Source organism: Yersinia pekkanenii, assembly GCF_001152565.1.
GTDB classification, from domain to species: domain Bacteria; phylum Pseudomonadota; class Gammaproteobacteria; order Enterobacterales; family Enterobacteriaceae; genus Yersinia; species Yersinia pekkanenii.
In genome coordinates, this window is the sequence record NZ_CQAZ01000024.1 from 51,358 (window position 1) to 75,405 (window position 24,048).

Genomic DNA, 24,048 nt, shown 5'->3' on the forward strand with positions numbered 1-24,048 from the left:
CTGATAGATGTTATTAAAATGAAATAAAAAATTAAATCAATCAATTAATCATATAAAGGTCTATTTTATGAAAAAGAGATCCGCCACTATTATCAGCCGCAGTAAAAATACTGATGCATCCTTATTCCATTCCCACATATTTTCTCCCGCGTCTCGCGCTTATTTTGCCTGGCAAGCTGGGCTACTTAATCTCGGCCAGCTTAATCAACGCGAATCCGGTAAGTTTTTCCCTGCGACAGCGGCGAATCTTCAGGATGTTTATGCACCCTCTGATGTTGTGAGTGCTTTACCGCCACCGGATGGAAAAATAGCCAGCGGTAATCAAGATAATGGTGAGTTTCTGGATAAACCCGGTACCCACTGGGATAAACATGATGTGTTGTCTGGCGAGGTTATCCCCGTCATATGGGGTTTTGGTACTCCGCATCTTACTCGGCGCTGGAACTATTTTATGACACGAACGGATTGGAACCCCAATCTGCCTCTTAGCCGAGCACAATTTGAACACACGCCGTTTTATCAAGTTCAATTGCATGAGCAACCGACTTGGGTTACAGGTGTGAAAGACGCATTAACACCGTCAGATCCGACGCACCATGATGTGATTCTACCCACCCGCAGCGGTTATCATGTGTTGCTAGCCGTTTGGGAAGTGGCTGATACCGGCAATGCGTTTTATCAGGTTATCGATCTGAACTTCGTGGGGGACGGTAGTAATGATCAACCACTGCCACCAACAGGGTTACGCACGACGAGTACAACCAATAACTCAGTGTCACTTGCCTGGACTGCAACGGTTTCAGATGTCTCTCATTACAAAATCTATCGTGATGGTAGTTTGTTGACCACCACCACAGCACTGAGTGTGACTGATTCAGCTCTGCAAGCGGATACTGCCTATACCTATGCAGTTAGCACTGTTAATGCCACAGGTGTTGAATCCGCGTTAAGCATTCCGGTGTCGGCCCGTACGTTATCAAATAATAGTAATGACCTCCCTCCCTCTGCCCCGACAGATTTGCATAGTATGGGGAAAACCGAGAGTAGTGTCAGTCTGATGTGGGGTCTATCGGCGAGTTCAGCTGGAATTAAGGTTTATCTCATCTATCGTGATGGGGTACAAATTGCAGAAGTTCCGTATACGAAATCTTCTTTCGAAGATACCGGGCTGCAAGCTGAGACAACATACCGTTATTTTGTCGCAGCACAAGATACTCTAGGTCGATTATCAGTACCGAGTAATGTCTATTCTGTGACGACAGCGGCCAGCACTGGCGGCGGCGGCGGTGATGGTGGCGGTAGCACTTATCCAGCCTGGCAGCTTGGTGCCATCTATGCGATTGGCGACAAAGTCAGCAGTCTCGGTAGAAATTGGCTCTGCTTTAGTGCTCATACTGCCCATTCAGAAGATTGGCAACCCGGTGGCAAAGATTACAACACGCTTTGGTCGCTACTTCCGTAATATTTATTGCCTGACAATAAAGTAAGTAAAATAAGATGGCCAGCTTAGCTGGCCATCTTATTTATTTGTTCATTGCAAGAGTCAATGACTTATTTAACTAACGGTCGGCAACGATACTTTAGTGAAGACGATACCGCTGGCAATTTATAATCTGGTTTAAAAAGTCTGAACTATGGAATTAAAAATCCGTGATACTGAAAATATATCTATGTGTTTATTATTGGTGTTTTTGCAACTTAACTCAAATTGTCATTTCTGGTTTTATCGGGAGGCGGGAGTCATTATCTTTGAATATGGCGGCGGGAAATATATGGCTTTTTCTATGGCTGGTGTTTTTTGTTCGATGGGTAACGTGGTCTGCCGTATATAACTCCCTATTTTATCAATAAAACTAACAGGTAGTTAGCAAGGGGGGCAATTAAAATACGTTATGATATATACACCCTATTTAAATGCCACCTGTTATAAGGGATAAAACACAGCATTGCTGTGTTTTATTATATCGATGATTAATGATATTGTAGCGTATGGTGCTGTTTGTTCTCACCTGAGCAAGACAATACACATGCTGGTCAGAGGGCTGAAGCTCCGCACTATGGTCTTTTTGTAATGGAATAGGCTAGCGTTACAAGTCCCAATAATTTCACCACCATAAATAGGTGTCACTATAAATTAATATCTCTGATGGGTTATTACGTTCTGGTTATGATGTTAACTACGGAGCGATAATAATGTCGCCACTGATTAAGTGACGACATTATTACCATTGTGGATAAGCAGGATTACATTAATTAACTCAGCCTGGCATTCTAAGGCTTTAATGGTAAATATAGTAAATGAAAATTGGCTATATACTATGTGGCGTTCAGTAGCTAATGTGTTTCTGGTACGATGTCAATTTTGAGTTGTATGTTAAAACATCCACCCTGAGTGGTTGAATAATATTTAATCAGTAAGGTGAAAAACTAATAGTTCATTGATAAACTCAACTTTGATATCAGTCTTTCAAAAATAATATTTTCTTTTTCTTTTAAAAAATAGACGTTTCTTTCTATTTTTATTTCATCGTCTAAAATTAAAAAAGGAAAAATTGATATTCCTTTGAATTTATCTTTTATAAAATCAGACATGGAACTAGGAACCAATCCGATGACTTCACCTTTTTCAATTTTAGATAAATGACTTGTTATTTCTGGCATGGAAATAACATTTTTTATACCCAAAGATATTAAGCTATTATTGAAGTTATTACATTTAAGTGTATTGTGGGAACTCGCGGCTTTTAGCAATGAGGGGGTTATAATAATCGTTCCATTTAACACTAAATCACGATTTAGTCCCGCCTGGTATGCGATATTAATCACTTCAGGTTTAATGTTAACAACGCCAAACCTATCATCATCAACGGTTAAAGTATTAGTAGATATAATTGCATCTATCTCACTATTGTGTAAGATGTTTATTAAATTCAAATCCATGCTGTCATGAGTGTATATATTAATTTCCCCAGGATGATTGTAAGTAAAATTAGACATGAAACTGGGTATGTCATGGTCAATCAATATGCCTAAACTTTTTTTTATGGTCTGTTTTTTTCTATTATGATTGTTTTCCTCTATAAAATCGTTTTCCAGAGAAATTAAATACTCATAGTAGGGTAGTATAGCATTATAAATATCCATTCCTTTTTGGTTTAATGTGACGCCATCTTTTCCCCGAATAAACAAGTCGCCACCCAATTTATCTTCAAATATTTTTATTCTGCGGGACAACGGAGACGCGGTGATAAACAATTCCTTTGCTGCGTTTTTTAACGATTTCTTGCGCGCAGTGACAACGAAAGCCTTTAATAAACCAGACACAAACATATCACTCTCCTTATAATTCAATTAAACTTAATATAAATAAAGCGCGTTTCTTTTTATCGCGAATATTTTTTAAAATCAATGGGCTTAAGTGATAAATTGCAAATAAATATCTTATATCCCATTGTGATTGCATTGGCATATTTAAATATACTTATAAGATAAACGTTTAATAAATTTAATTTATACATTGTTATCCGTAACAGAGTAACCGACAATAATTAGCAAAGGCATATGGTTATTGCCAGTATATAAATGAGATTTGTCTGAATTAGAAGGTGATTTTATTCGATATGTATATCCACCTCGCTCTATAATCTGTATCTGATAAAAGGACATAATTCTAATCCAGATAAAATGAAAAAAACTTGATTAAATAAACTGATAGCCACTTACCCAAACAACACATAAAACGTGTTGTTTTTCCCCATCCAGGGGATAGAAGGAAGGCAATGATGTCTTCCTGCGAGGGCGCTAAAAGTGTGTGAAAATAATTTCTTTGATCTATTCCCGTTGTAATCACATACAACACTCCCTTAAATGCAGAGATAAAGGACATAATAAATATTCCTATAGGTAAATATGTTATTACTCAATGAAATTAACCCAGTAATTTTATCTGAATCAGACTGATGACTATCGTCAGTCAGTTCAATGCGACTATTCCGTAGGGGTATTGCTTCCATTTAGAACGCCATAGCTGCCATGCTTTTTACTAACAATGAAAAGACACGATCTTAATTAAAATGATAGTTTAATTATTATTTAAATATGAATATTTTCAAATGCAATTATTGGATGTGTGGAGGTTAAAAATAGCATCCAAGACAGCTGCTTTTTTTAAAGCCCCACAGCGCGAAACAATTGTTAGGTAACATACTGTTTTTTATAATATTGTATGATCATTTCTCTGATTCTAAAAGCTTTTAAATGACGGCTAAAGAGCAATTTCACCGTCTGAACGACGACGGGCTGCCTCCGGCAGAACAATTTTATTGGTTGGTTACCTAAAAATAACAGTACAACTGCTACTCACTTCTTGTTGTTAATGCAACACAACCGACCAGGGTACTGTGTCATCAAGCTTGTTGATCAGAACGGTTATTTATCACAAATCCATCATAAAACAGTGAGGTGAGGTTAATCCTCATGGCTTTATTGATACCAGACAACTCCTGCTCTAGCCAAAAGAGGTAGGGTTATCAGGGCGGGAAGGTTTATTTATGATCCTAACTATAACAACTGCAACAATGGTGCCACTGCGCTCCAACTGAAAGACCTCCTATCCCGCTGAATGACTCATTTTTTGAATTAATCGGATTTCATCCCTGGCGGATGTTCTCCATTTTCTGGAATGCAACCAAGTGGGAATCTTATGAAAGAGACCAACGAATCGCGGCTGTTAACGGCTGAAGTTACCCGGCGAAAACTGGTTCAAACAACCTTGATTAGTGGCCTTGCAGTGGCGACCGGGGCATTTTCGCTGCCGTTTTCCCGTGCTGCCCATGCTGTTCAATCGGCTATAAATCCGACCAACGACGGTAAAGTGATATGGAGTGCCTGTACCGTTAACTGTGGTAGCCGCTGTCCGCTACGTATGCATGTGGTTGATGGTGAAATTAAATATGTTGAAACCGACAATACCGGTGATGACAATTTTGATGGCTTGCATCAGGTACGCGCCTGTTTACGTGGCCGCTCAATGCGCCGTCGGGTGTATAACCCTGATCGGCTGAAATACCCGATGAAGCGGATCGGCGCACGGGGTGAAGGCAAATTCAAACGTATCTCGTGGGAAGAGGCTTTTGATACCCTCGCGACCAGCATGAAAAGCATCATTAAGGAATATGGCAACGAAGCCATCTATCTCAACTATGGCACCGGTACGCTGGGCGGCACCATGACCCGCTCATGGCCACCGGGATCGACCTTATTGGCGCGGCTGATGAATTGCTGTGGCGGTTACCTTAATCATTATGGTGATTACAGTACCGCACAGATTGCCGCTGGCTTGAATTATACCTATGGCGGCTGGGCCGACGGCAACAGCCCGTCCGATATTGAAAACAGTAAGCTGGTGGTGCTGTTCGGTAATAACCCCGGTGAAACGCGGATGAGCGGCGGCGGTGTCACCTATTATTTGGAACAGGCGCGGGAAAAATCCAACGCCAAGATGATTGTGATTGATCCCCGCTATACCGATACCGCAGCGGGCCGCGAAGATGAATGGATCCCCCTGCGACCGGGTACTGACGCCGCCCTAGCCTGCGCGTTGGCGTATGTGATGATCACGGAAAATTTGGTTGATCAGCCGTTCCTTGATAAATATTGCGTCGGTTATGACGAGAAAACCCTGCCGGAAGGTGTACCGAAAAATGGCCATTACAAAGCCTATATCTTGGGGCAGGGCGCGGATAAAACCGCTAAAACCCCGCAATGGGCGCAAGCCATTACCGGTATTCCAGCGGCAAAAATCATTAAATTGGGGCGTGAGATAGGATCAGTTAAACCGGCTTATATCGCTCAGGGCTGGGGACCTCAGCGTCATTCCAACGGCGAAATTACCAGCCGTGCCATTGCCATGCTGGCGATCCTGACCGGTAATGTGGGTATTAATGGCGGTAACTCGGGTGCGCGTGAAGGCTCCTATGGCTTGCCGTTTGTTCGTATGCCAACCTTGGAAAACCCGGTTAAAACCAGTATCTCAATGTTCTTATGGACCGATGCCATTGAGCGCGGCCCAGAGATGACCGCTTTGCGCGATGGTGTGCAAGGTAAAGATAAGCTGGATGTACCGATCAAGTTTATCTGGAACTACGCCAGTAACTGCCTGATTAACCAACACTCTGAAATCAACCGGACTCATGACATTCTGCAAGATGATAAAAAATGCGAAATGATTGTGGTCATCGATAACCACATGACTTCGTCGGCCAAATACGCCGATATCATCCTGCCCGATTGTACCGCCTCCGAGCAGATGGACTTCTGCCTTGATGCTTCCAGCGGCAATATGGCGTATGTGATTTTTGCCGATCAGGTGATCAAACCGCGCTTTGAATGCAAAAATATCTATGAAATGACCTCTGAACTGGCGAAACGCATGGGGGTCGAGCAGCAATTCACCGAAGGGCGCACGCAGGAAGGTTGGTTGCGCCATCTCTATCAGCAATCGCAACCAGCCATCCCTGAGTTACCTTCTTTCGAGGAGTTCCGCGCGCAGGGTATCTTTAAAAAACGCGATCCAGCTGGCCACCATGTTGCCTATAAAGCCTTCCGCGCCGATCCAATGGCCAATCCGCTAACCACACCTTCCGGCAAAATTGAAATTTATTCTGCCGAACTGGCACAAATTGCTGCCACCTGGGAATTGCAAAAAGACGATGTTATCGATCCGCTGCCGGTGTACGCCGCAGGCTTTGAAAGCTTCGATGACCCACTTAGCCAGCAGTATCCGTTGCAACTCACCGGTTTTCACTACAAAGCCAGAACTCACTCCACCTACGGTAACGTTGATGTGCTGAAAGCGTCTTGCCGTCAGGAGATGTGGATTAACCCGATAGATGCCAGAGAGCGTGATATCAAAAGTGGCGATATTGTGCGGATCTTCAATGGCCGTGGCGAAGTACAAATCAATGCCAAAGTCACGCCACGTATGATGCCGGGGGTGGTAGCGTTGGGGGAGGGGGCGTGGTACAGCCCGGATGAAAACCGCATTGATCGGGCGGGCAGTATTAACGTATTGACCACTCAACGGCCTTCTCCATTGGCGAAAGGGAATCCATCCCATACTAACCTCGTTCAAGTAACCAAGGCATAAGGAGCTGACTGATGACGACGCAATATGGTTTTTACATCGACTCCAGCCGTTGCACCGGTTGCAAAACTTGCGAGCTGGCCTGCAAGGATTTCAAAAACTTATCAACTGACGTCAGTTTCCGACGCATCTATGAGTATGCCGGTGGTGACTGGCAGCAGGATAATGGCGCATGGCACCAGAATGTGTTCGCTTACTATTTGTCGATCGCCTGTAACCACTGTAGTGACCCGGCCTGTACCAAAGTGTGTCCGAGTGGGGCAATGCATAAACGTGACGATGGTTTTGTGGTGGTGAACGAGGAAATTTGTATCGGTTGCCGCTATTGCCATATGGCATGTCCGTACGGTGCACCGCAATATGATGAAACAAAAGGGCATATGACCAAGTGCGACGGCTGCTATGAACGCGTTGCCGCAGGCAAGAAACCCATTTGTGTCGACTCTTGTCCACTGCGGGCGCTGGATATGGCCCCTATCGATGAACTTCGCGAGAAATACGGTGACTTAGCCGAAGTTGCACCACTGCCAGCAGCCCATTTCACGCTGCCAAATATCGTAGTGAAACCTAATGCTAACAGCCGACCGGTCAGAGACACCACCGGTCATCTGGCAAATCCGAAGGAGGTATAATATGGGCATGGGATGGCATGAATGGCCACTAATGGTCTTTACGGTACTGGGGCAGTGTGTGGTTGGGGGCTTTATTGTTCTCGGCCTGGCGCTGATATTTGGCGGTTTGAGTCGTGGGCAGCAACAGCGGGTTCACCGCAGTATGTTTGTCTTGTGGGTGCTAATGGCGCTGGCTTTTATCGCCTCGACACTGCATTTAGGATCGCCAATGCGGGCGTTCAACTCATTAAATCGCATCGGAGGATCGGCACTGAGTAATGAGATAGCGGCCGGTTCGCTGTTCTTTGCCGTGGCCGGTTTTTACTGGTTGCTGGCAGTTTTAAATAAAATGCCCGCCATGCTGGGTAAGGTTTGGTTAGTGGTGGCCATGGTGCTGGGTGTGGTATTTGTTTATGCCATGTGCCGAGTCTACTCCATTGATACGGTTCCGACGTGGGATAACCTCTATACCCCGTTGGGCTTTGTACTGACCGTCTTTATCGGCGGGCCGATGCTGGGTTATCTGCTGCTACAATGGGCCGATATTAACGGGCGGGCGATGCTACAACTGCCGATGATCAGTGGATTGGCGCTGATTATCAGTGTTGCCAGTGTCATTATGCAGGCTGCCAGTTTGTCGACAATTTATAGCTCAGTCCAACAGGCTTCAGAGCTGATCCCTCATTACGGCACACTGATGGTCTGGCGGTTGGTGCTGTTGGTATTAGCTCTGGGTTGCTGGATCTGCCCGTTGATCCGAGGCCGCACGCCATTAATACTTGGTATGATCCTGGCGGTGTTGCTAATGATCGCCGGTGAGTTGATTGGCCGTGGGGTGTTTTATGGCTTGCATATGACGGTCGGGATGACGCTCTAAAACTAATGTCATGCGGGATGGTAATGAAATGGTTGGAACTGATACGACTTATCAACAAATTGCGCTGACTGGCCGAGTCTTAGGGGCGCTATTTTATTGTGAGCCGGATAGCCCGGCGTGCAGTAATATTGTGGCGCAACTGAGCAGCAGTGCGTGGGTTGCCGAGTGGCCATATGGCCTTGAGATTCAACTGATGCCAATTGCCGCTTTATTGGCCCAAGACCAGTCAGAAGACACGCTGGAAGAGGCTTGGCAGCGGCTGTTTATCGGCCCATATGCACTGCCCGCGCCCCCTTGGGGTTCGGTGTATTTAGATAAAGAAAATGTGTTATTTGGCGACTCCACGGTAAAACTGCGTGACTGGATGGCGCAGCGGCAAGTGGAGGTGACACTGGAACAGCAGGAGCCAGAGGATCATTTTGGCTTATTGCTGATGATGGCTGCCTGGTTGGCAGAACATCAACCGGTAGATTTACCCGCGTTACTGGCAGAACACCTGTTGCCATGGGGTTATCGTTATCTGGCCTTGCTGCAATCCGATGCCGGGCACCCGTTTTATCAGGGAGTGGCGCAATTGACGGCCTTGACGCTAACCCATTGGCAAGATGAATTGCAGGTAACTCCGGTTACGGTTGAGCTATATCGCTGAGTCCGAATTTACTGATTTACTCGATAATAAGTATGACTTTTTTACCGATATTACCCGCCATGCTAATCAGTGAATCAAGGGTGAATTTTTCAACTTTTTGATTAACAACATCGGAAACTTTTGGGCGCGACACATGTAATAATGTGGCCGCGTCCACTTGCCGTATTCCTTCTGATTTGATCCAACTGGCAATAGACGTCATCAGTGCCTTCTTCATAGCCAAAGCTTGCTCAATCTCTGTATTTGATTCAGTTAACAGTTGAGCGGCCTTAACATCAGAAAAGCCCAAGTCAGTAAAAATATTGTCTGCAGCGGCAGTAATGTGACGTGACGTTACATCAATTTTATCTGTCATTTTTTTGTTCTCCGCTTATGAATAACTTCTTTATAACGAACCTTAATAATATTGACGTCTTTCTGACTGGTTCTTTACGATTTTTTTTGGAAACGGTGTAATACGTAAATTTTCTCTTCGAATTTGGCAATATAAACAACACGATAAGCTTTGGAATTATCATCTAACCGTATTTCAATAACCTCGCTCCCCAGTCATTTATAGGTTTGAAATCATTAGGTTCGATAACATGCTGGATATTGCGTAGTTGCTTCCCCGCTACCGCACAAGCACTTTCTGGGAAAGCCTTCAGATCCTCAAGTGAACTACCACGCCAATCGATTATTTTTCCAATCATTCATCAAGGAGTGATGATCAATCCGTTTTTACTGTGAGGGTCTTCTAATCAGAAAGAATTGTATCCGATTCAAACTTCCCAGCAGTCTAATTTGTGACCGGCTTCTCCTTTCTTTGCACTCATATTGGACAAGGCGCGGGGCATTCGTATTATTACATTGAATATAAATTTAATGGTGAATATATATTCAATGCGGAGAAAAATAATGAAAAATACCCTACTGAAATCCTGTCTTACCGCAGCATTGATCTCAATGGCGGGTGTCGCTGCCGCCGCCAGTAATGGCCTGATCGCCATAATTACCCCTTCGCACGATAATCCATTTTTTAAAGCAGAGGCGGAAGGCGCTAAAGCTAAAGCCACGGAATTGGGATACACCGTACTGGTTGCTTCTCATGATGATGATGTGAACAAACAGAACCAACTGCTGGAAACCGCCATCGCCCGTAAAGCTAAGGCAATTATTCTGGATAACGCCGGGTCTGATGCCACTATCGGGCCATTGAAAAAAGCCAAGGCAGCCGGGATCCCGACCTTCCTTATTGACCGTGAAATCAATGAAACCGGTATTGCAGTCTCGCAAATCGTCTCTAACAACTATCAGGGCGCACAATTGGGTGCGGAAAAATTCGTCACCTTGATGGGTGGCAAAGGTAAATATGTTGAATTGCTGGGCCGCGAATCCGACACCAACGCACATGTGCGCTCACAGGGTTATCACGACGTGATCGACGAACATAGCGACATGAAAATGGTCGCCCAACAGACGGCAAACTGGAGCCAGACTGAGGCTTTCAACCGTATGGAGTCCATTTTGCAGGCTAACCCAGATATCACTGGGGTTATTTCCGGTAACGACACCATGGCATTAGGCGCTGAGGCCGCATTGAAAGCCGCCGGCCGTAACGACGTGATTGTGGTTGGATTTGACGGTAGCGACTATGTGCGCGATTCCATCATCAACAAAGGCAATATCAAAGCCACTGTATTACAGCCAGGTTGGGCACAGGCCCAGATGGCGGTGGTTCAGGCTGATAAATACCTGAAAACCGGTTCAACCGGCCAGGAAGAAAAGCAGTTGATGGATTGCGTATTGATTGATGAAAACAATGCCAAGGACCTGAATGTTTTTGCACTGAAGCACTGATTTCAACTGAAATACTCACCTCAATATCACCGGCCACTAAAGCCATGGTTTAAGAATGAGGGGTGTAACAGCCCCTCCTGTCAGGAGGCAGTATGTGGTTCAGTGCTCTATCGAAAGCAGGCAGCTTGTTGGTTGTCAGCACAGTATTGTTTATTAGCGCCGTATTGGTGGCCTGCACCGTGGTGGATTTGGATGAAAATGGCAAACCGATCCTGCCGGTCGATCCAAATGCGGTGGTCAGTGACTATAACCAACCACCGGACAAAGTCGCCGCCACGCTTTGGGTGAAAAAAGTGCTGCGGTTTGCCAACAGCAATGCGCTCAGTTGGCAACAGGTGAAGCAGCAGCAAAGCCAGCCAGCAACAGGGAAAAATAGCCAAAGTCGTTTTGTGCGCTTTAGCGGCAAAGTGGTGGCGGTAGAAACAGAAGGGCGGGAAGGAATGATTCGGTTGGCAATCGATGGCGACGAACAAGTGCTGCAATTGGGGCCAATCGTCAAAGGCAATGCCATCCGTGATGCATCAACTTTTATCCGCTTCGAGGATTTTAAAAATCAGGTGCAATACGCCCAACTCTCTAAGGCATTAAGTCAGCGTGCTTTACAGGATGTGGCAAAACCCGATGCCAGTTGGATTGGGCAACAAGTGGCAGTTTTGGCCGCAGTCACATTAACCCCTACCGGCCTGAGCAATGGTGTGCCACTCAGTTTAAATAAGGAGAGCCACTAATGGATCACCGACCTGACATCGTCATGCGCGCTGAGAACATTTCGATGCGTTTTCCCGGCACACTGGCGTTAGATGCCGTCAATTATAATGTTTATCGCGGCAAGGTTAATGTGATTATCGGCGAAAATGGTGCCGGAAAATCAACGTTAATGAAGATCCTGGCCGGGGTACAGCAACAAACTTCTGGGCAGATTTACCTCAACGATCAGCCAGTCACTATTGCCAATACCCGCGAGGCGGCGGCACTGGGTATCGGCATGGTACATCAGGAGCTGAATCTATCGGAAAACCTCAATGTCGCAGAGAACATCTTTCTGGGGCGCGAGATCCAGCAAGGTCTAAAACCCATTAATCAGGCGGCGCAAGAACTGATTGCGGAGCAATTAATGGTGCGGCTTGATCAGGCTATCTCACCGAGAGAGAGGGTCTCAAACCTGAAAGTCGGCCAGCAGCAATTGATTGAAATCGCCAAGGCGCTGGCAGAACAGGCGGATATTCTGATTTTGGATGAGCCGACTTCGGCACTGAGCAAAACCGAAGTCGATATCCTGTTCCGGGTTATCCGCGAGCTGACCCGACAGGGGGTGTCCATCGTTTACATTTCACACCGGCTGGAAGAGCTGATGGCGATTGGCGACTACATTACTATTCTGCGTGATGGTCGTTTTCAGGCTGAAGCCGCAGTAAAAGATATTAATGTGCCGTGGATTGTGCGTGAAATGCTGGGCAGTGACCCGGTTTCTAGTTTTCTTCATCCGGACCGTACCTTCGGTGCGCCGATGATGGAAGTAGATAACATCACTCTTATTAATGAATCTGGCAACCGAGTGGTGAACCAAGTTTCGCTGCAAGTCCGGACGGGTGAAATCGTTGGAATTTATGGGCTGATGGGCGCCGGGCGTACCGAATTGTTCGAATGCCTGCTGGGTACCCAGCAACACTATCTTGGCACTATCCGGCTTAATGGCGCGGCAATCAGTGCCAAAACCTCAACCGCAGAACGTATCCGCCTGGGCATGAGCCTGGTACCGGAAGACCGCAAGAAAACGGGTATTTTCCCGGCGTTATCTGTGGCCAACAACCTGACCATTTCCAGTTTATGGCGTCGGCTGAAACATAAATTCGCTATCTGGCAGGAGAGTGAGACGCAGGTGGTTGCTTCAGTTATTGGTGATTTGTCGATCAAAGTCTCTTCGCCAGAGGTGGAAATTCAAGCTCTCAGCGGTGGCAACCAGCAAAAAGTTGTCATCGGTCGTTCACTGCTGACCCACCCAAATATTTTGCTACTGGATGAGCCGACGCGAGGTATTGATGTTGGGGCGAAAGCGGATGTGTTTGAAATGATGGTGAAACTCTCTGAGCAGGGGATCGGTATTCTGTTCTCCACTTCAGATCTGAAAGAAATCATGGCGGTATCAGACCGCATTCTGGTGATGTCGAACGGCAAACTGACCGCGAATCTATCCCGTCAGCTAGCGAGTGAATCGGCATTGGTTACGGCAAGTGCACAAGGGTTTGAATGATGAAAGCAACAACGGGCACTACGCTGGCGAGTCACCAACCCGGTGGCGCGTCGTGGTCACGAGAAAACATGCTGCTGCTTCTGCTAAAGATGCGCACCTTTATTGCTCTGTTTCTGATCCTTGGTTTCTTCTCTGTCATGGTTCCTGGCTTTCTGGCGACCGGCAGCCTGATCATTATGGTCAAGCATATTGCAATCAATGCGTTCCTCGCCTTAGGGATCACTTTCGTCATTATCACCGCTGGGATTGATCTTTCAATCGGTGCAACCTTGGGCCTGTGTGGCATGGTCGCGGGTTGGATGATCACCCAAGGCATTGTATTACCGATGTTTGGTATCGCTATTTTCCCCAGTGTTTGGGTGGTGGTGCCAGTGGTATTAGTTATCGGAGCACTAATTGGTGCGGTCAATGGTTGGATCATTACCCGCTATAACGTTGCTCCCTTTATTTGCACTCTCGGCACCATGTATGTGGTTCGCGGTGCGGCGATGTTGATTTCTGGTGGCGAAACTTTCCCCGGCCTACAGGGCAATCCACAACTGGGCAATACCGGATTTGACTTACTGGGATCCGGTACGTTACTGGGCTTGCCGCTCGCCATCTGGATCATGTTTATTCTGGCGCTGGTGATTGCGTACGTCGCGCGCCGCTTACCGTTTGGCCGCCATGTTTATGCCATCGGCGATAACGAACGGGCTGCGGAGCTTTCTGGCGTCAAAGTCCGTCAGGTCAAAGTTTGGGTATACACCATCTCCGGTTTCTGTGCAGCGATTGCCGGGATCATTGTTTCTGCGCAACTGGTGGCCAGCCACCCGGCGAACGGCAGTGGTTTTGAGATGAATGCAATTGCGGCGGTGGTACTGGGCGGGACTTCTCTGGCCGGTGGTCGAGGCACTATTCTCGGTACGCTGATCGGCGCATTTGTGATAGGCATTCTGGCCGACGGGCTGGTGATGATGGGGGTCAGTGAATTCTGGCAAATGGTTATCAAAGGTATCGTAATTATTGTGGCGGTGATTATTGATCAGATGCAAAACCGTCTGCAGCACAAGGCCGCCATAGTATCGCAAAAATCCACCGTAGTACCGCAAGTGGGGCAGGGTGAACCGGCAATAAAGAGCGAATGATCATTGAGTCGGCAAACCGGCGAGTCATGCTCTGTCGGCCCATAGAATACTGTCGGCCCATAGGACACTGATAACGATAACGTCATGCCGGAGGAAAACTTCCGGACAGGCTTGATGAAAGCTATTTTTTAGCCTCATCAGGAATAAATATTCCTTAGTGAGTAAAAATTCATTAGGGGTAGAAATTAAAGAGAGGTAATGTCATGAATCCGTATTCACTGTCAGTCGATGAGCTGGTGAAAAAGGCGCGAGCTATTCGCCGCCGGATCGTCCTGCTTAATGCGAACAGCCCCGCAGGAGGGCATACCGGTGCTGATCTTTCGCAGGTAGAGATCCTGACTGCGCTCTATTTCCGCATCCTCAATTGCGCGCCGGACCGGCTAACTTCACCCGATCGCGATATCTATGTGCAATCTAAAGGCCATGCTGTTGGCGGCTATTACTGCTGTCTGGCGGAAGCGGGTTATTTTCCAGAGGAATGGTTGGCGACTTATCAACATGCTAACTCTCATCTGCCGGGCCATCCGGTAAAACATAAAACACCGGGTATTGAATTAAATACGGGAGCCTTGGGCCATGGCCTTCCCGTTGCGGTGGGTATTGCATTGGCGGCCAAACGCGCTAATAGCAAACGCCGGGTATTTGTTCTGACCGGCGACGGTGAATTGGCTGAAGGCAGTAACTGGGAAGCGGCGCTGGTTGCTGCCCACTATCAACTAGACAACCTGATAATCATTAACGATAAAAACAAACTCCAGTTGGCAGGGACCACTAAATCAATCATGAACACCGACCCGCTGGCTGATAAGTGGCAGGCATTCGGTCTGCAAGTCACTGAATGTCGTGGTAATGATATGCAATCAGTGGTGGAAACACTGGAGGCATTACAACCGAATGGTAAACCTAACGTGGTGATTGCCAACACCGAAAAAGGTGCTGGGATCTCCTTTATTCAAGGGCGCGTGGAGTGGCACCACCGGGGGCCGAAAGGTGCTGAAATAGATCTGGCACTGGAGGAATTGAGCGATGAGTAATGCAGAACATTTGGCCGCAGTGATGGTCGAGCAGTTTATCAACGCGGTGGATAAGGGGATGGATCTGGTGCCGGTGGTAGCAGATTCAACCTCGACGGCGAAAATCGGGCCGTTTATGACCCGTTTCCCCGACCGGGTAGTGAACGTCGGCATTGCCGAACAAGCGATGGTGGGAACTGCCGTCGGCTTATCGATGGGGGGGAAAGTCGCGGTGACCTGTAATGCCGCGCCATTCTTAATCTCACGCTCTAACGAACAGCTCAAAATTGATGTTTGTTACAACAATAGCAATGTAAAACTGTTTGGCCTCAACTCAGGCGCCAGCTACGGACCACTGGCCAGTACCCACCACTGTATTGATGATATCGCTATTCTGCGTGGCTTTGGCAATATTGAAATCTATGCGCCATCTGACCCCGAAGAGTGCCGGCAGATCATTGATTATGCCCTGGCGCATCTTGGGCCGGTCTATATCCGCCTGGACGGTAAACCCTTGCCACAACTTCATGATGAGCACTATCGATTCACCCCAGGGAAAATTGATGTCTTACAAGAAGGGCAGGATATTGCTTTGGTCGCCATGGGTTCTACAGTGCATGAAGCTGTAAGCGCCGCAGCCATACTGACAGACAGCAACATTTCTGCTGCGGTGGTCAACGTTTCTTCCATTCGCCCGTGTGATACTCAACAACTATTTAACATTCTCGGGAAAAGTCAGCGAGTGATTACCATCGAAGAGCACAATATTAATGGCGGTGTCGGCAGCCTGGTGGCTGAAGTGCTGGCCGAAGCGGGCAGTGGGATCCCCTTGATAAGATTAGGTATTCCTGATGGCGGTTATGCGATTGCTGCCGATAGGGCGGAGATGCGCGCCTACCATGGTTTTGATGCAGCAGGCATTGTGGTTCGTGCTCTGCGGTTCTGCCGGGGAGAGTAATCATGTCGATGCCGATTATTTTGGCTATTGATGAAGGTACCACCAATGCCAAAGTCATCGCGGTGGATAGTGCCGGACAGATCCTGGCGAAGGCTTCGGTACCACTCCTGTTGGAACATCCGAAACCCGGCTGGGCGGAGCAGGATCCGCTGGCAATCTGGCAGGCAGTTTCTCTGGCCATCGAAGGTTGCCTGAGTCAGTTGACGGGGGCTCGGGTGGCTGGCGTTGCTATCAGTAATCAGCGTGAGTCGGTACTGATTTGGGAACGGAAAACAGGAATTCCACTGACCAGGGTGGTCAGTTGGCAGTGCCGGCGCTCAGAGGCTTTCTGTCAGGCATTGAGCCAGTTGCCGGAAGCGGCAATGATTGCAGAACGTACCGGATTACAGATTGATCCCCTATTCCCTGCGGCCAAAGTCCACGGCATGTTAGCGCAAATTCCACAAGGCGTTGAACGGGCTGCTCAGGGTGAGCTGTGCGTAGGGACCATTGACTGCTGGCTAACTTGGCGACTGAGTGGCGGCCAAAGTTTCTCGACCGATTTTTCCAATGCGGCCCGTACTCAGCTATTTAATATCCATTCCGGTCAATGGGATCAGGATCTGTTGGCGTTATTTGGTATTCCTGACCTCTGCCTACCTGCGGTTTTACCCTCGGCGGCTGTCCACGGACACACGGGTAATACGGGTATCAGTGGCTTGAGTCAGGGAGTGCCGATTGTGGCACAAATCGGCGATTCACATGCCGCACTCTATGGGCAGGGCGGCGATCGGGCTGGGGAAATCAAAGCCACCTATGGCACCGGATCCTCTCTGATGACCACCGTGCAGCAGGCGGTTACACAAAGCAACGGCCTCAGTACCACCATTGCCTGGCACGATGGTGAGTTACGTTATGCCCTCGAAGGCAACATCACCCATACCGGCTCAGGGGTGGCGTGGGTTTCACGCATGTTGGGTATCACTGATTTAGCGCATCTGACCGACATGGCACAAAGCCAGTCGGGCAATCAAGGGGTCTATTTTGTCCCGGCATTATCAGGATTGGGCGCGCCTTATTGGGACGGTCAGGCTAGGGGGCTATTCTGTGGCCTGACCGACGCCACAACTCCCGCACTCTTGGCCCGTGCGGGTCTGGAGTCGGTTGCCTACCAAATAGCGGATGTCTTTTTTGCCATGGAACGGGCGGGTAACCATCGCCTTGAATGTTTACGGGTTGATGGCGGCGCTACCAGCAACCGCTGGCTCATGCAATTTCAAGCCGATTTATTGCAGCGCACGCTGATACGCAATCACACCGCAGAAGTGTCGGCACTGGGGGCGGCCTATTTAGGGGGGAAAACCCTCGGCTGGTGGCAGGATAGCCAGCAATTGGCAGCACTTCCCCGCGAAGTGGAGTACATCGAACCGCGCACTCAAAGTGCGGAGATGCAAGATAACTATAGCCTCTGGCAAACGGCCATCGCGCGTGCGCGTTTTCAGCCGAAATAACCCACACTAGGAGTAAATATATGTCAGCAATACCTCGTAAGTTAACTTTTGCGGTGATTATCGGCAACCGAGGGTTCTTCCCAAGCTATCTGGTGGCAGACGCGCGCCGTAATGCTCTGGCGCTGTTTGACCGGCTGGGTATCAATATTATTATGCTCAATGAAGAGCAAACCCCGCTAGGTGGGGTAGAAAACTGGCGTGATGCCAACGTGTGTGCCGAACTGTTCCGTAAGCACCGCGAAGAAATTCATGGTGTGGTGGTTATTTTGCCCAACTTCGGCGATGAAAAAAGTGTCTCTGATGCGATCCGCCTATCTGGTCTTAAAGTCCCGGTACTGGTGCAGGCAGAAGAAGATGCACTGGACAAAATGGGGCTGGCAACACGCCGTGACAGCTTCTGCGGCAAAATATCGCTGTGTAATAACCTGCGCCAATATGGCATTCCGTTTACATTGACCAAGCAGCATGTTTGCAGCTTGAACAGTGAAGTATTCAGCCGCGACGTAGAGCAGTTTGTGCAATTGTGCCGTGTAGTACATGCCATGAAGCGGGTGCGAGTTGGGGCCATCGGTGCTCGTCCGACTAACTTTAATACGGTGCGTTACAGCGAAAAATTATTGGAAAATTTGGGTATTACGGTTGAAACCCTTGATTTATCCGAGGTGTTCTTCCGGGTTGCTAATCTCAGTGATAACGATATCCGTGTCGGTGAAAAACTGGAGTTGTTAAAAGCTAACGGTGATACCAGCGCTATCCCACAAGACAAATTGCATAAAATGGCCAAGTTGTTTGTGGTTATCAGTGAATGGATTATTGCCAATGATATTGATACTACTGCAATGCAGTGCTGGACCTCGCTACAACAAAATCTGGGGATTAACGTCTGTTCCATCATGAGTGTGATGTCCGGACAATTAATGCCCAGCGCCTGTGAAGTTGATGTGATGGGCGCGCTATCGATGTATGCGCTGGCCAGTTGCTCGCTGTCACCCGCCTCGATTGCTGACTGGAATAACAACTTTGGCGCGGAACGTGATAAATGCGTGCTATTCCATTGTGGCAACTTTGCTAGCGAAAGCCTGGAAAGTTCAACCATGGGTACCGCTGATATTATCGGAACAACCGTAGGTTGTGAGAATACTTGCGGTGCTGTTCATGGCCGGATGAAGTCTGGGCCATTAACTTATTTCCGCCTCTCTTCCGATGATTTTACTGGGCGGGTACGGGCTTACGTTGGTGAAGGGCGCTCGGTTAGCGACGAATTAGATACCGTGGGTTGCCGTGCGGTAGTGGAGGTGCCACAACTGGAAAGTTTACTCACGCATATCTGTAATAATGGTTTTGAACACCATGTGGCGATGAATCATTCAGCAACAGCTCAGGTACTGCAAGAGGCATTCAGTAAATACCTGGGCGTTGATTGCTACTGGCATGGAAAGTAGAGGATTTAGCTACAGTGGTAGATATCTCCGGTGCTGCGCCAGGGAGGGCGCGATTAATCAGCGGAGGAAGGCTACTGGGCGCAGTCGATAATTTCTATACTAAGGTTTCGGCGGTTAACCTGTCAGTAATCAGTACATCAATATAGTGACCGGTCAGCGCACCACGAATGGCGGCACTTTTCCCTACACCACCGGCCAGCGCCACGACCCGTGGGCAAGTGCGCAATTGTGGCAATGACATACCAATTACCGGATCTTCTTCATCGCTAAGTACTGCGTTGCCCGTGGCATCAAAATAGTGCAGACACAAATCACCCACTGCGCCGCGCTCTGCCAACAATCTCAGCATTTCTTCGTGGTAATAGTTGCCAGAATTTTTCAATAACTGTGAGGGTTCTAAATCGCCAATACCGACTAAGGCCAGATCAACTTCCGCGAATTTATTCACCACCTCGGCGACTTCACCACTTGATATCAGGCGTGCGCGGTCTTCAGTCGAACGCTCAATACTTTGTGCTGGCAGCAAGTAGGCCGGGCAATTCAAAATATCAGCCAATGCTTGGGTTAATAATGTAGCCTGCACATTACCATTGGCACCGACCCCACCGAGTAACTGAATAACACCGCTGGTTTTAATGTTAAGCGGATGGAGATTATCGACCATCGCCCGGATAGTGGTACTCCACGAGGAAATACCCACCATATCATTGGGGCGAATACTGGTTTGCATATAGTGAGCTGCGGCGGAACCGATAGCGTGTTTTATCTGAGCTGGGTTAGCGTCATCGGCAATATCCACCACAATGGCCTGGTCGATACCATAGTGTTTTTGAATACGTGATTCGATACCAATAAACATATTGGCGGGCTGGATAACGCTGATTTTAACCACCCCTTCTTTAACGCAGCGGGTTATCGCACGGGACACAAAAGATTGAGATAAATGCAGGCTGTCAGCAATCTCCGATTGCTTCATGCCTTCGGTATAGTACAGCGTGGCAATTTTCACCAGCAACCGTTGCTCATCTTGTCTCGACATGCTTTCATCCCGCTAAATACCTGAGGCTGGTATTTTTATTCAAAGCCGAATAAATAACAAGTAGTACCCGAATTTCAGTATTCTGGATCAATAACGAACAAGACTCGGTGATGACAATACATCGGGCACAGTAAGAGATATCCGCGCGTTATGACGGCCTTTTATCTTCCTCTGAAGTATCGCCCTGCGGCGTTTGTTTTGGCTCTTCTGCCACCTCTGGCTGATCTGGCGGGGGCATGACATCGTGGATCATTTGCTCGTCAAAGCTAGGGTTCAGCGCTGAAGACAGCGGAGAGCTGACCAAACTATCGGGTATTGCCATATGGGGTACGGGTGCATCATTAACAAACTCATCCTGATCCTGCTTAACCGTCCTGCTCAGTGTTATCAGACTTACACCGCACAGAGCGAAGAATGCATACAGAATATTGCCACCCAATGGCTGAATCAGAGCGCCCACGGCCAGTGGTCCGATACTGGCGCCTACACCAAATGACATTAATAAACAGGCAGCTAGCGAGACCCTGCGTTCTGGCTCAATGAGATCGTTAGCCAGTGCGACAACCAAAGGGTAAAGCGTAAATTGCAGCATACTGACCACAAACCCCAAACCGAGTAAAAAATGGAACGAGATATGGGGAACTAGCGCCAGTGGCAGTGCGGTTAATGCTAATAACAGCGCATTAATGCGGATCAACAGGGTTCGATTATAGCGATCGGAAAACCAACTGAGGGGGAGCTGAGCTACCAAACCGGCAAAGATAGACAATGCCATAAATAGCCCGGTTTCTTGCGTTGACAGCGATTGCAGACTGGCATAAACCGGGGCCAGGCCATAAAACGAGCCAACGATCATGCCAATGACCAGTGTTGAAGCCAGTACTTTGGGAATGGAGCTGATAAAGAATTTCAGTTCCATTGGGGCTGGTGACATCTGCCGGGCATTACTGCGAGTTGTTAGTGCAACCGGCACCAGACAAAGGGCAAAAAACAGCGCAATAATCATAAGTGTGCTCAAACCCAACTCAGGTTGGATCATCAAAACCACCTGACCTAACGCCATGCCGGCATAGGTCGCTGCCATATAAAAGCCAAACACAGTACCGCGCTGATTAGACTCTGCTTGATCATTGAGCCAGCTTTCCAGCACCATAAACTGACACATCATGCAAAGGCCAATAATCAAGCGAAGGACCACCCACGCAGGAATATATTCAGTCAGCCCATGACTCAATACTGCAGCCGTGATAATACCGGCACAAGCGACATAAGCGCGGATATGACCTACTCTGGCAATCAGAAAGTGACCGACCTTACCGCCGATAACCAAACCAATATAGTTTGCAGCAATGATCGCCCCGATCAATGCGCCAGAGACATGGATAGCGGTCAAACGAAGCGAGATATAGGTGGTCAGTAAGCCTGAACCCAGTAACATCAAAACGGTTGCGCTATAAAGTGGGAAGAAGGCGTTAAGAATTTTTTTCACTGTCACGTCCTTAGTTCATCATCCCGGATAAATTACCGACACCACCGATGTCGCCAACCGCATCTTCTTTATTTTGATACTAACAGCTAAGCCTCTGAGGTAAAGCTTTGTACGAGAAAGTGCTTTTTTTCATTGCCCCCTGCGAAGCGTTTCGCATAACCGACAGTGGTTGTCGTTACGAGCTAAAGAAGTGCTACTATCAGCGCCAGAGATTTGATGAGAGTAAGGGGCAACAATGAGCGAGAAACAATTACGTCAGCTCAGTATTGCAATTGGTAGTAAGTTAACGGCACGTGGTGCTTGGGTGACTTGTGCTGAATCCTGTACTGGTGGCTGGGTAGCCAAAGCCCTGACGGATATAGCGGGCAGTTCCGCGTATTTTGATCGCGGTTTCGTCACCTACAGTAATGCGGCTAAACATGATTTACTGGGGGTAGACGAAGTCACCTTGGCGAATTATGGTGCGGTGAGTGAAGCCGTAGTGCGAGAGATGGCGCTAGGAGCACTGAGAGAAGCCAATGCTGATTTCGCAGTATCGATCAGTGGTATTGCCGGACCAGATGGCGGCAGTGTGGATAAACCAGTGGGTACTGTATGGTTTGCTTTTGCGGCGCGTGAAGGTCAGGTTTTGGCGCGCAAGCAGGTTTTCCCCGGTGATCGTGACGCTGTACGGCTGCAAGCGGCTGTTTTCTCACTACAAACACTATTAGGTGATTTTCTGTAAAAATAGGCTTGATACTGTATGATTGTACAGTATAATTAGCGTTAATTTCCTGTACAAAACAACATTCAGTGGTGATGGTAGGGGTAACCTTGGCATACCAGAGAGGGAGTAAAAATGGCTATTGATGAAAATAAACAAAAGGCGTTAGCAGCAGCACTGGGCCAAATTGAAAAACAATTCGGTAAAGGTTCTATCATGCGCCTTGGCGAAGACCGCTCAATGGATGTTGAAACCATCTCTACCGGTTCCCTTTCTCTTGATATCGCATTGGGGGCCGGTGGCTTGCCAATGGGGCGTATCGTTGAGATTTATGGCCCTGAATCATCCGGTAAAACTACGCTGACATTACAGGTTATTGCTTCTGCACAGCGTGAAGGCAAAACCTGTGCATTTATCGATGCCGAGCATGCTCTTGACCCAATCTACGCCAAAAAATTAGGCGTAGATATTGATAACCTGCTGTGTTCTCAGCCAGATACTGGTGAACAAGCATTGGAAATCTGTGATGCCTTGACTCGTTCGGGTGCCGTTGACGTTATTATCGTTGACTCCGTGGCAGCACTAACACCAAAAGCTGAAATCGAAGGTGAAATCGGTGACTCTCATATGGGCCTTGCGGCACGTATGATGAGCCAGGCTATGCGTAAGCTGGCAGGGAACCTGAAGAACGCGAATACCTTACTGATCTTCATTAACCAGATCCGTATGAAAATCGGCGTGATGTTTGGTAACCCAGAAACTACCACCGGTGGCAACGCACTTAAATTTTATGCATCCGTACGTTTGGATATTCGCCGTATTGGCGCAGTAAAAGACGGTGATGTGGTTGTTGGTAGCGAAACCCGCGTTAAAGTGGTGAAAAACAAAATTGCAGCACCATTTAAACAAGCTGAATTCCAGATCCTGTACGGTGAAGGCATCAATATCAACGGCGAGCTTGTTGATTTGGGTGTTAAACACAAACTGATTGAGAAAGCAGGCGCATGGTATAGCTATAACGGTGACAAGATTGGTCAAGGTAAAGCCAATGCCAGCAACTATTTAAAAGAAAACCCAACTATTGCTGCTGAGTTAGATAAAAAACTGCGTGAAATGCTACTTAACGGTGGTAATGGTGAACAGCCTGTTGCCACTACCGCAGCATTTGCCAATGAAGCTGATGAAACCAGCGAAGAGTTTTAATTTGCAGGTTTAACAAACAAAGTTAGCAAATAATGAGTGAATAAGCGGCCCTTAATTGGGCCGCTTGAGTATATAAACAGCGCTTCGTACCGTCCTTTTTATCTTTCATACCCAGAATTATTGGTGATATAGCAAACGAGCGAATCCCGATGAGCTGACATCAGTCAGTGATTTGGGTGAGAGAGAGCGGCTAACACCGCTGCAGTTTCAAGT

19 protein-coding genes and 1 pseudogene are annotated in these 24,048 nt (G+C 47.7%); 15 read left to right on the top strand and 5 right to left on the bottom strand.

Annotated elements, in window-relative coordinates; all coding sequences use genetic code 11:
- Window positions 1-67 precede the first annotated feature (67 nt).
- Entirely contained in the window at window positions 68-1,462 is a 1,395-nt protein-coding gene (locus tag AEP37_RS13390; RefSeq protein ID WP_049613790.1) for a lytic polysaccharide monooxygenase, read from the top strand.
- A 965-nt stretch (window positions 1,463-2,427) separates the two neighbouring features.
- Here the strand turns inward: AEP37_RS13390 and AEP37_RS13400 are convergent.
- Window positions 2,428-3,330: a LysR family transcriptional regulator gene (locus AEP37_RS13400; protein ID WP_049613792.1), complete on the bottom strand. Its 903-nt coding sequence runs from the start codon at window positions 3,328-3,330 to the stop codon at window positions 2,428-2,430.
- 1,372 nt (window positions 3,331-4,702) lie between these two features.
- Between AEP37_RS13400 and dmsA the strand changes: the two genes are divergently transcribed.
- From dmsA to dmsD, 4 genes are read left to right on the top strand one after another with little or no spacing between them, the layout of a single operon-like run.
- The gene (dmsA, locus tag AEP37_RS13405) at window positions 4,703-7,147 is read left to right on the top strand and encodes a dimethylsulfoxide reductase subunit A (RefSeq protein ID WP_049613793.1); all 2,445 of its coding nucleotides are present in this window, start codon (window positions 4,703-4,705) and stop codon (window positions 7,145-7,147) included.
- Window positions 7,148-7,158: 11 nt separating this feature from the next.
- Window positions 7,159-7,776, top strand: a complete 618-nt coding sequence (locus AEP37_RS13410; RefSeq protein WP_049613794.1) for a DMSO/selenate family reductase complex B subunit — start codon at window positions 7,159-7,161, stop codon at window positions 7,774-7,776.
- Between the two features lies 1 nt (window position 7,777).
- A complete protein-coding gene (locus tag AEP37_RS13415) occupies window positions 7,778-8,632 on the top strand; it encodes a dimethyl sulfoxide reductase anchor subunit family protein (protein ID WP_049613795.1) in 855 nt (284 codons plus the stop codon).
- 10 nt (window positions 8,633-8,642) lie between these two features.
- On the top strand, window positions 8,643-9,281 hold the full coding sequence (gene dmsD / locus AEP37_RS13420; protein ID WP_082170801.1) for a Tat proofreading chaperone DmsD: 639 nt from the start codon (window positions 8,643-8,645) through the stop codon (window positions 9,279-9,281).
- A gap of 16 nt (window positions 9,282-9,297) precedes the next feature.
- Here the strand turns inward: dmsD and AEP37_RS13425 are convergent, their stop codons facing one another.
- A complete protein-coding gene (locus AEP37_RS13425; protein WP_049613796.1) occupies window positions 9,298-9,636 on the bottom strand; it encodes a helix-turn-helix domain-containing protein in 339 nt (112 codons plus the stop codon).
- Window positions 9,633-9,973 (bottom strand): annotated as a pseudogene (locus AEP37_RS13430) (type II toxin-antitoxin system RelE/ParE family toxin). Before AEP37_RS13430 ends, AEP37_RS13425 begins: the two are co-directional and overlap by 4 nt.
- Window positions 9,974-10,178: 205 nt before the next feature.
- Between AEP37_RS13430 and AEP37_RS13435 the strand changes: the two are divergent.
- From AEP37_RS13435 to AEP37_RS13470, 8 genes are all read left to right on the top strand, one after another.
- Window positions 10,179-11,120 carry a D-ribose ABC transporter substrate-binding protein gene (locus tag AEP37_RS13435; protein ID WP_049613797.1) on the top strand — a complete coding sequence of 314 codons (942 nt, stop codon included), beginning with the start codon at window positions 10,179-10,181 and terminating at the stop codon, window positions 11,118-11,120.
- 92 nt (window positions 11,121-11,212) lie between these two features.
- Window positions 11,213-11,848 (top strand): DUF2291 family protein, encoded by a 636-nt coding sequence (locus tag AEP37_RS13440; protein WP_049613798.1) that lies wholly within the window; start codon window positions 11,213-11,215, stop codon window positions 11,846-11,848.
- Window positions 11,848-13,371, top strand: coding sequence for a sugar ABC transporter ATP-binding protein (locus tag AEP37_RS13445; protein ID WP_049613799.1), 1,524 nt, complete (start codon window positions 11,848-11,850; stop codon window positions 13,369-13,371). The genes AEP37_RS13440 and AEP37_RS13445 overlap by 1 nt, the downstream gene beginning before the upstream one ends.
- Window positions 13,368-14,498 carry an ABC transporter permease gene (locus tag AEP37_RS13450; protein ID WP_082170803.1) on the top strand — a complete coding sequence of 377 codons (1,131 nt, stop codon included), beginning with the start codon at window positions 13,368-13,370 and terminating at the stop codon, window positions 14,496-14,498. The genes AEP37_RS13445 and AEP37_RS13450 overlap by 4 nt, the downstream gene beginning before the upstream one ends.
- A gap of 203 nt (window positions 14,499-14,701) precedes the next feature.
- On the top strand, window positions 14,702-15,532 hold the full coding sequence (locus tag AEP37_RS13455; protein ID WP_049613801.1) for a transketolase: 831 nt from the start codon (window positions 14,702-14,704) through the stop codon (window positions 15,530-15,532).
- Complete coding sequence (locus AEP37_RS13460; protein ID WP_049613802.1) at window positions 15,525-16,469, top strand: transketolase family protein; 945 nt, start codon at window positions 15,525-15,527, stop codon at window positions 16,467-16,469. Before AEP37_RS13455 ends, AEP37_RS13460 begins: the two co-directional genes overlap by 8 nt.
- Before the next feature lie 2 nt (window positions 16,470-16,471).
- Window positions 16,472-17,959, top strand: coding sequence for an FGGY family carbohydrate kinase (locus tag AEP37_RS13465; protein ID WP_049613803.1), 1,488 nt, complete (start codon window positions 16,472-16,474; stop codon window positions 17,957-17,959).
- Window positions 17,960-17,979: 20 nt separating this feature from the next.
- Window positions 17,980-19,401 carry an L-fucose/L-arabinose isomerase family protein gene (locus AEP37_RS13470; RefSeq protein WP_049613804.1) on the top strand — a complete coding sequence of 474 codons (1,422 nt, stop codon included), beginning with the start codon at window positions 17,980-17,982 and terminating at the stop codon, window positions 19,399-19,401.
- Window positions 19,402-19,495: 94 nt separating this feature from the next.
- On the opposite strand, the gene AEP37_RS13475 is transcribed toward AEP37_RS13470, so the two are convergent.
- Window positions 19,496-20,440, bottom strand: coding sequence for a sugar-binding transcriptional regulator (locus AEP37_RS13475; protein WP_049613805.1), 945 nt, complete (start codon window positions 20,438-20,440; stop codon window positions 19,496-19,498).
- 148 nt (window positions 20,441-20,588) lie between these two features.
- Window positions 20,589-21,929, bottom strand: coding sequence for an MFS transporter (locus AEP37_RS13480; protein WP_049613806.1), 1,341 nt, complete (start codon window positions 21,927-21,929; stop codon window positions 20,589-20,591).
- 235 nt (window positions 21,930-22,164) lie between these two features.
- On the opposite strand from AEP37_RS13480, the gene pncC reads away from it, so the two are divergent.
- Together pncC and recA are read left to right on the top strand one after the other, a co-directional pair.
- Window positions 22,165-22,653, top strand: coding sequence for a nicotinamide-nucleotide amidase (gene pncC / locus AEP37_RS13485; protein ID WP_049613807.1), 489 nt, complete (start codon window positions 22,165-22,167; stop codon window positions 22,651-22,653).
- Between the two features lie 114 nt (window positions 22,654-22,767).
- A complete protein-coding gene (gene recA, locus AEP37_RS13490) occupies window positions 22,768-23,835 on the top strand; it encodes a recombinase RecA (protein ID WP_049613808.1) in 1,068 nt (355 codons plus the stop codon).
- The last annotated feature ends 213 nt before the right edge of the window (window positions 23,836-24,048 follow it).

Bases quoted from the DNA above. Each gene is read 5' to 3' on its own strand.
- AEP37_RS13460 (WP_049613802.1), top strand. From the start codon at position 15,525: ATGAGTAATGCAGAACATTTGGCCGCAGTGATGGTCGAGCAGTTTATC.
- dmsD (WP_082170801.1), top strand. From the start codon at position 8,643: ATGCGGGATGGTAATGAAATGGTTGGAACTGATACGACTTATCAACAA.
- AEP37_RS13470 (WP_049613804.1), top strand. From the start codon at position 17,980: ATGTCAGCAATACCTCGTAAGTTAACTTTTGCGGTGATTATCGGCAAC.
- AEP37_RS13450 (WP_082170803.1), top strand. From the start codon at position 13,368: ATGATGAAAGCAACAACGGGCACTACGCTGGCGAGTCACCAACCCGGT.
- AEP37_RS13440 (WP_049613798.1), top strand. From the start codon at position 11,213: ATGTGGTTCAGTGCTCTATCGAAAGCAGGCAGCTTGTTGGTTGTCAGC.
- AEP37_RS13465 (WP_049613803.1), top strand. From the start codon at position 16,472: ATGTCGATGCCGATTATTTTGGCTATTGATGAAGGTACCACCAATGCC.
- dmsA (WP_049613793.1), top strand. From the start codon at position 4,703: ATGAAAGAGACCAACGAATCGCGGCTGTTAACGGCTGAAGTTACCCGG.
- AEP37_RS13455 (WP_049613801.1), top strand. From the start codon at position 14,702: ATGAATCCGTATTCACTGTCAGTCGATGAGCTGGTGAAAAAGGCGCGA.
- AEP37_RS13425 (WP_049613796.1), bottom strand. From the start codon at position 9,636: ATGACAGATAAAATTGATGTAACGTCACGTCACATTACTGCCGCTGCA.
- pncC (WP_049613807.1), top strand. From the start codon at position 22,165: ATGAGCGAGAAACAATTACGTCAGCTCAGTATTGCAATTGGTAGTAAG.
- AEP37_RS13445 (WP_049613799.1), top strand. From the start codon at position 11,848: ATGGATCACCGACCTGACATCGTCATGCGCGCTGAGAACATTTCGATG.
- recA (WP_049613808.1), top strand. From the start codon at position 22,768: ATGGCTATTGATGAAAATAAACAAAAGGCGTTAGCAGCAGCACTGGGC.
- AEP37_RS13400 (WP_049613792.1), bottom strand. From the start codon at position 3,330: ATGTTTGTGTCTGGTTTATTAAAGGCTTTCGTTGTCACTGCGCGCAAG.
- AEP37_RS13415 (WP_049613795.1), top strand. From the start codon at position 7,778: ATGGGCATGGGATGGCATGAATGGCCACTAATGGTCTTTACGGTACTG.
- AEP37_RS13390 (WP_049613790.1), top strand. From the start codon at position 68: ATGAAAAAGAGATCCGCCACTATTATCAGCCGCAGTAAAAATACTGAT.
- AEP37_RS13435 (WP_049613797.1), top strand. From the start codon at position 10,179: ATGAAAAATACCCTACTGAAATCCTGTCTTACCGCAGCATTGATCTCA.
- AEP37_RS13410 (WP_049613794.1), top strand. From the start codon at position 7,159: ATGACGACGCAATATGGTTTTTACATCGACTCCAGCCGTTGCACCGGT.
- AEP37_RS13475 (WP_049613805.1), bottom strand. From the start codon at position 20,440: ATGTCGAGACAAGATGAGCAACGGTTGCTGGTGAAAATTGCCACGCTG.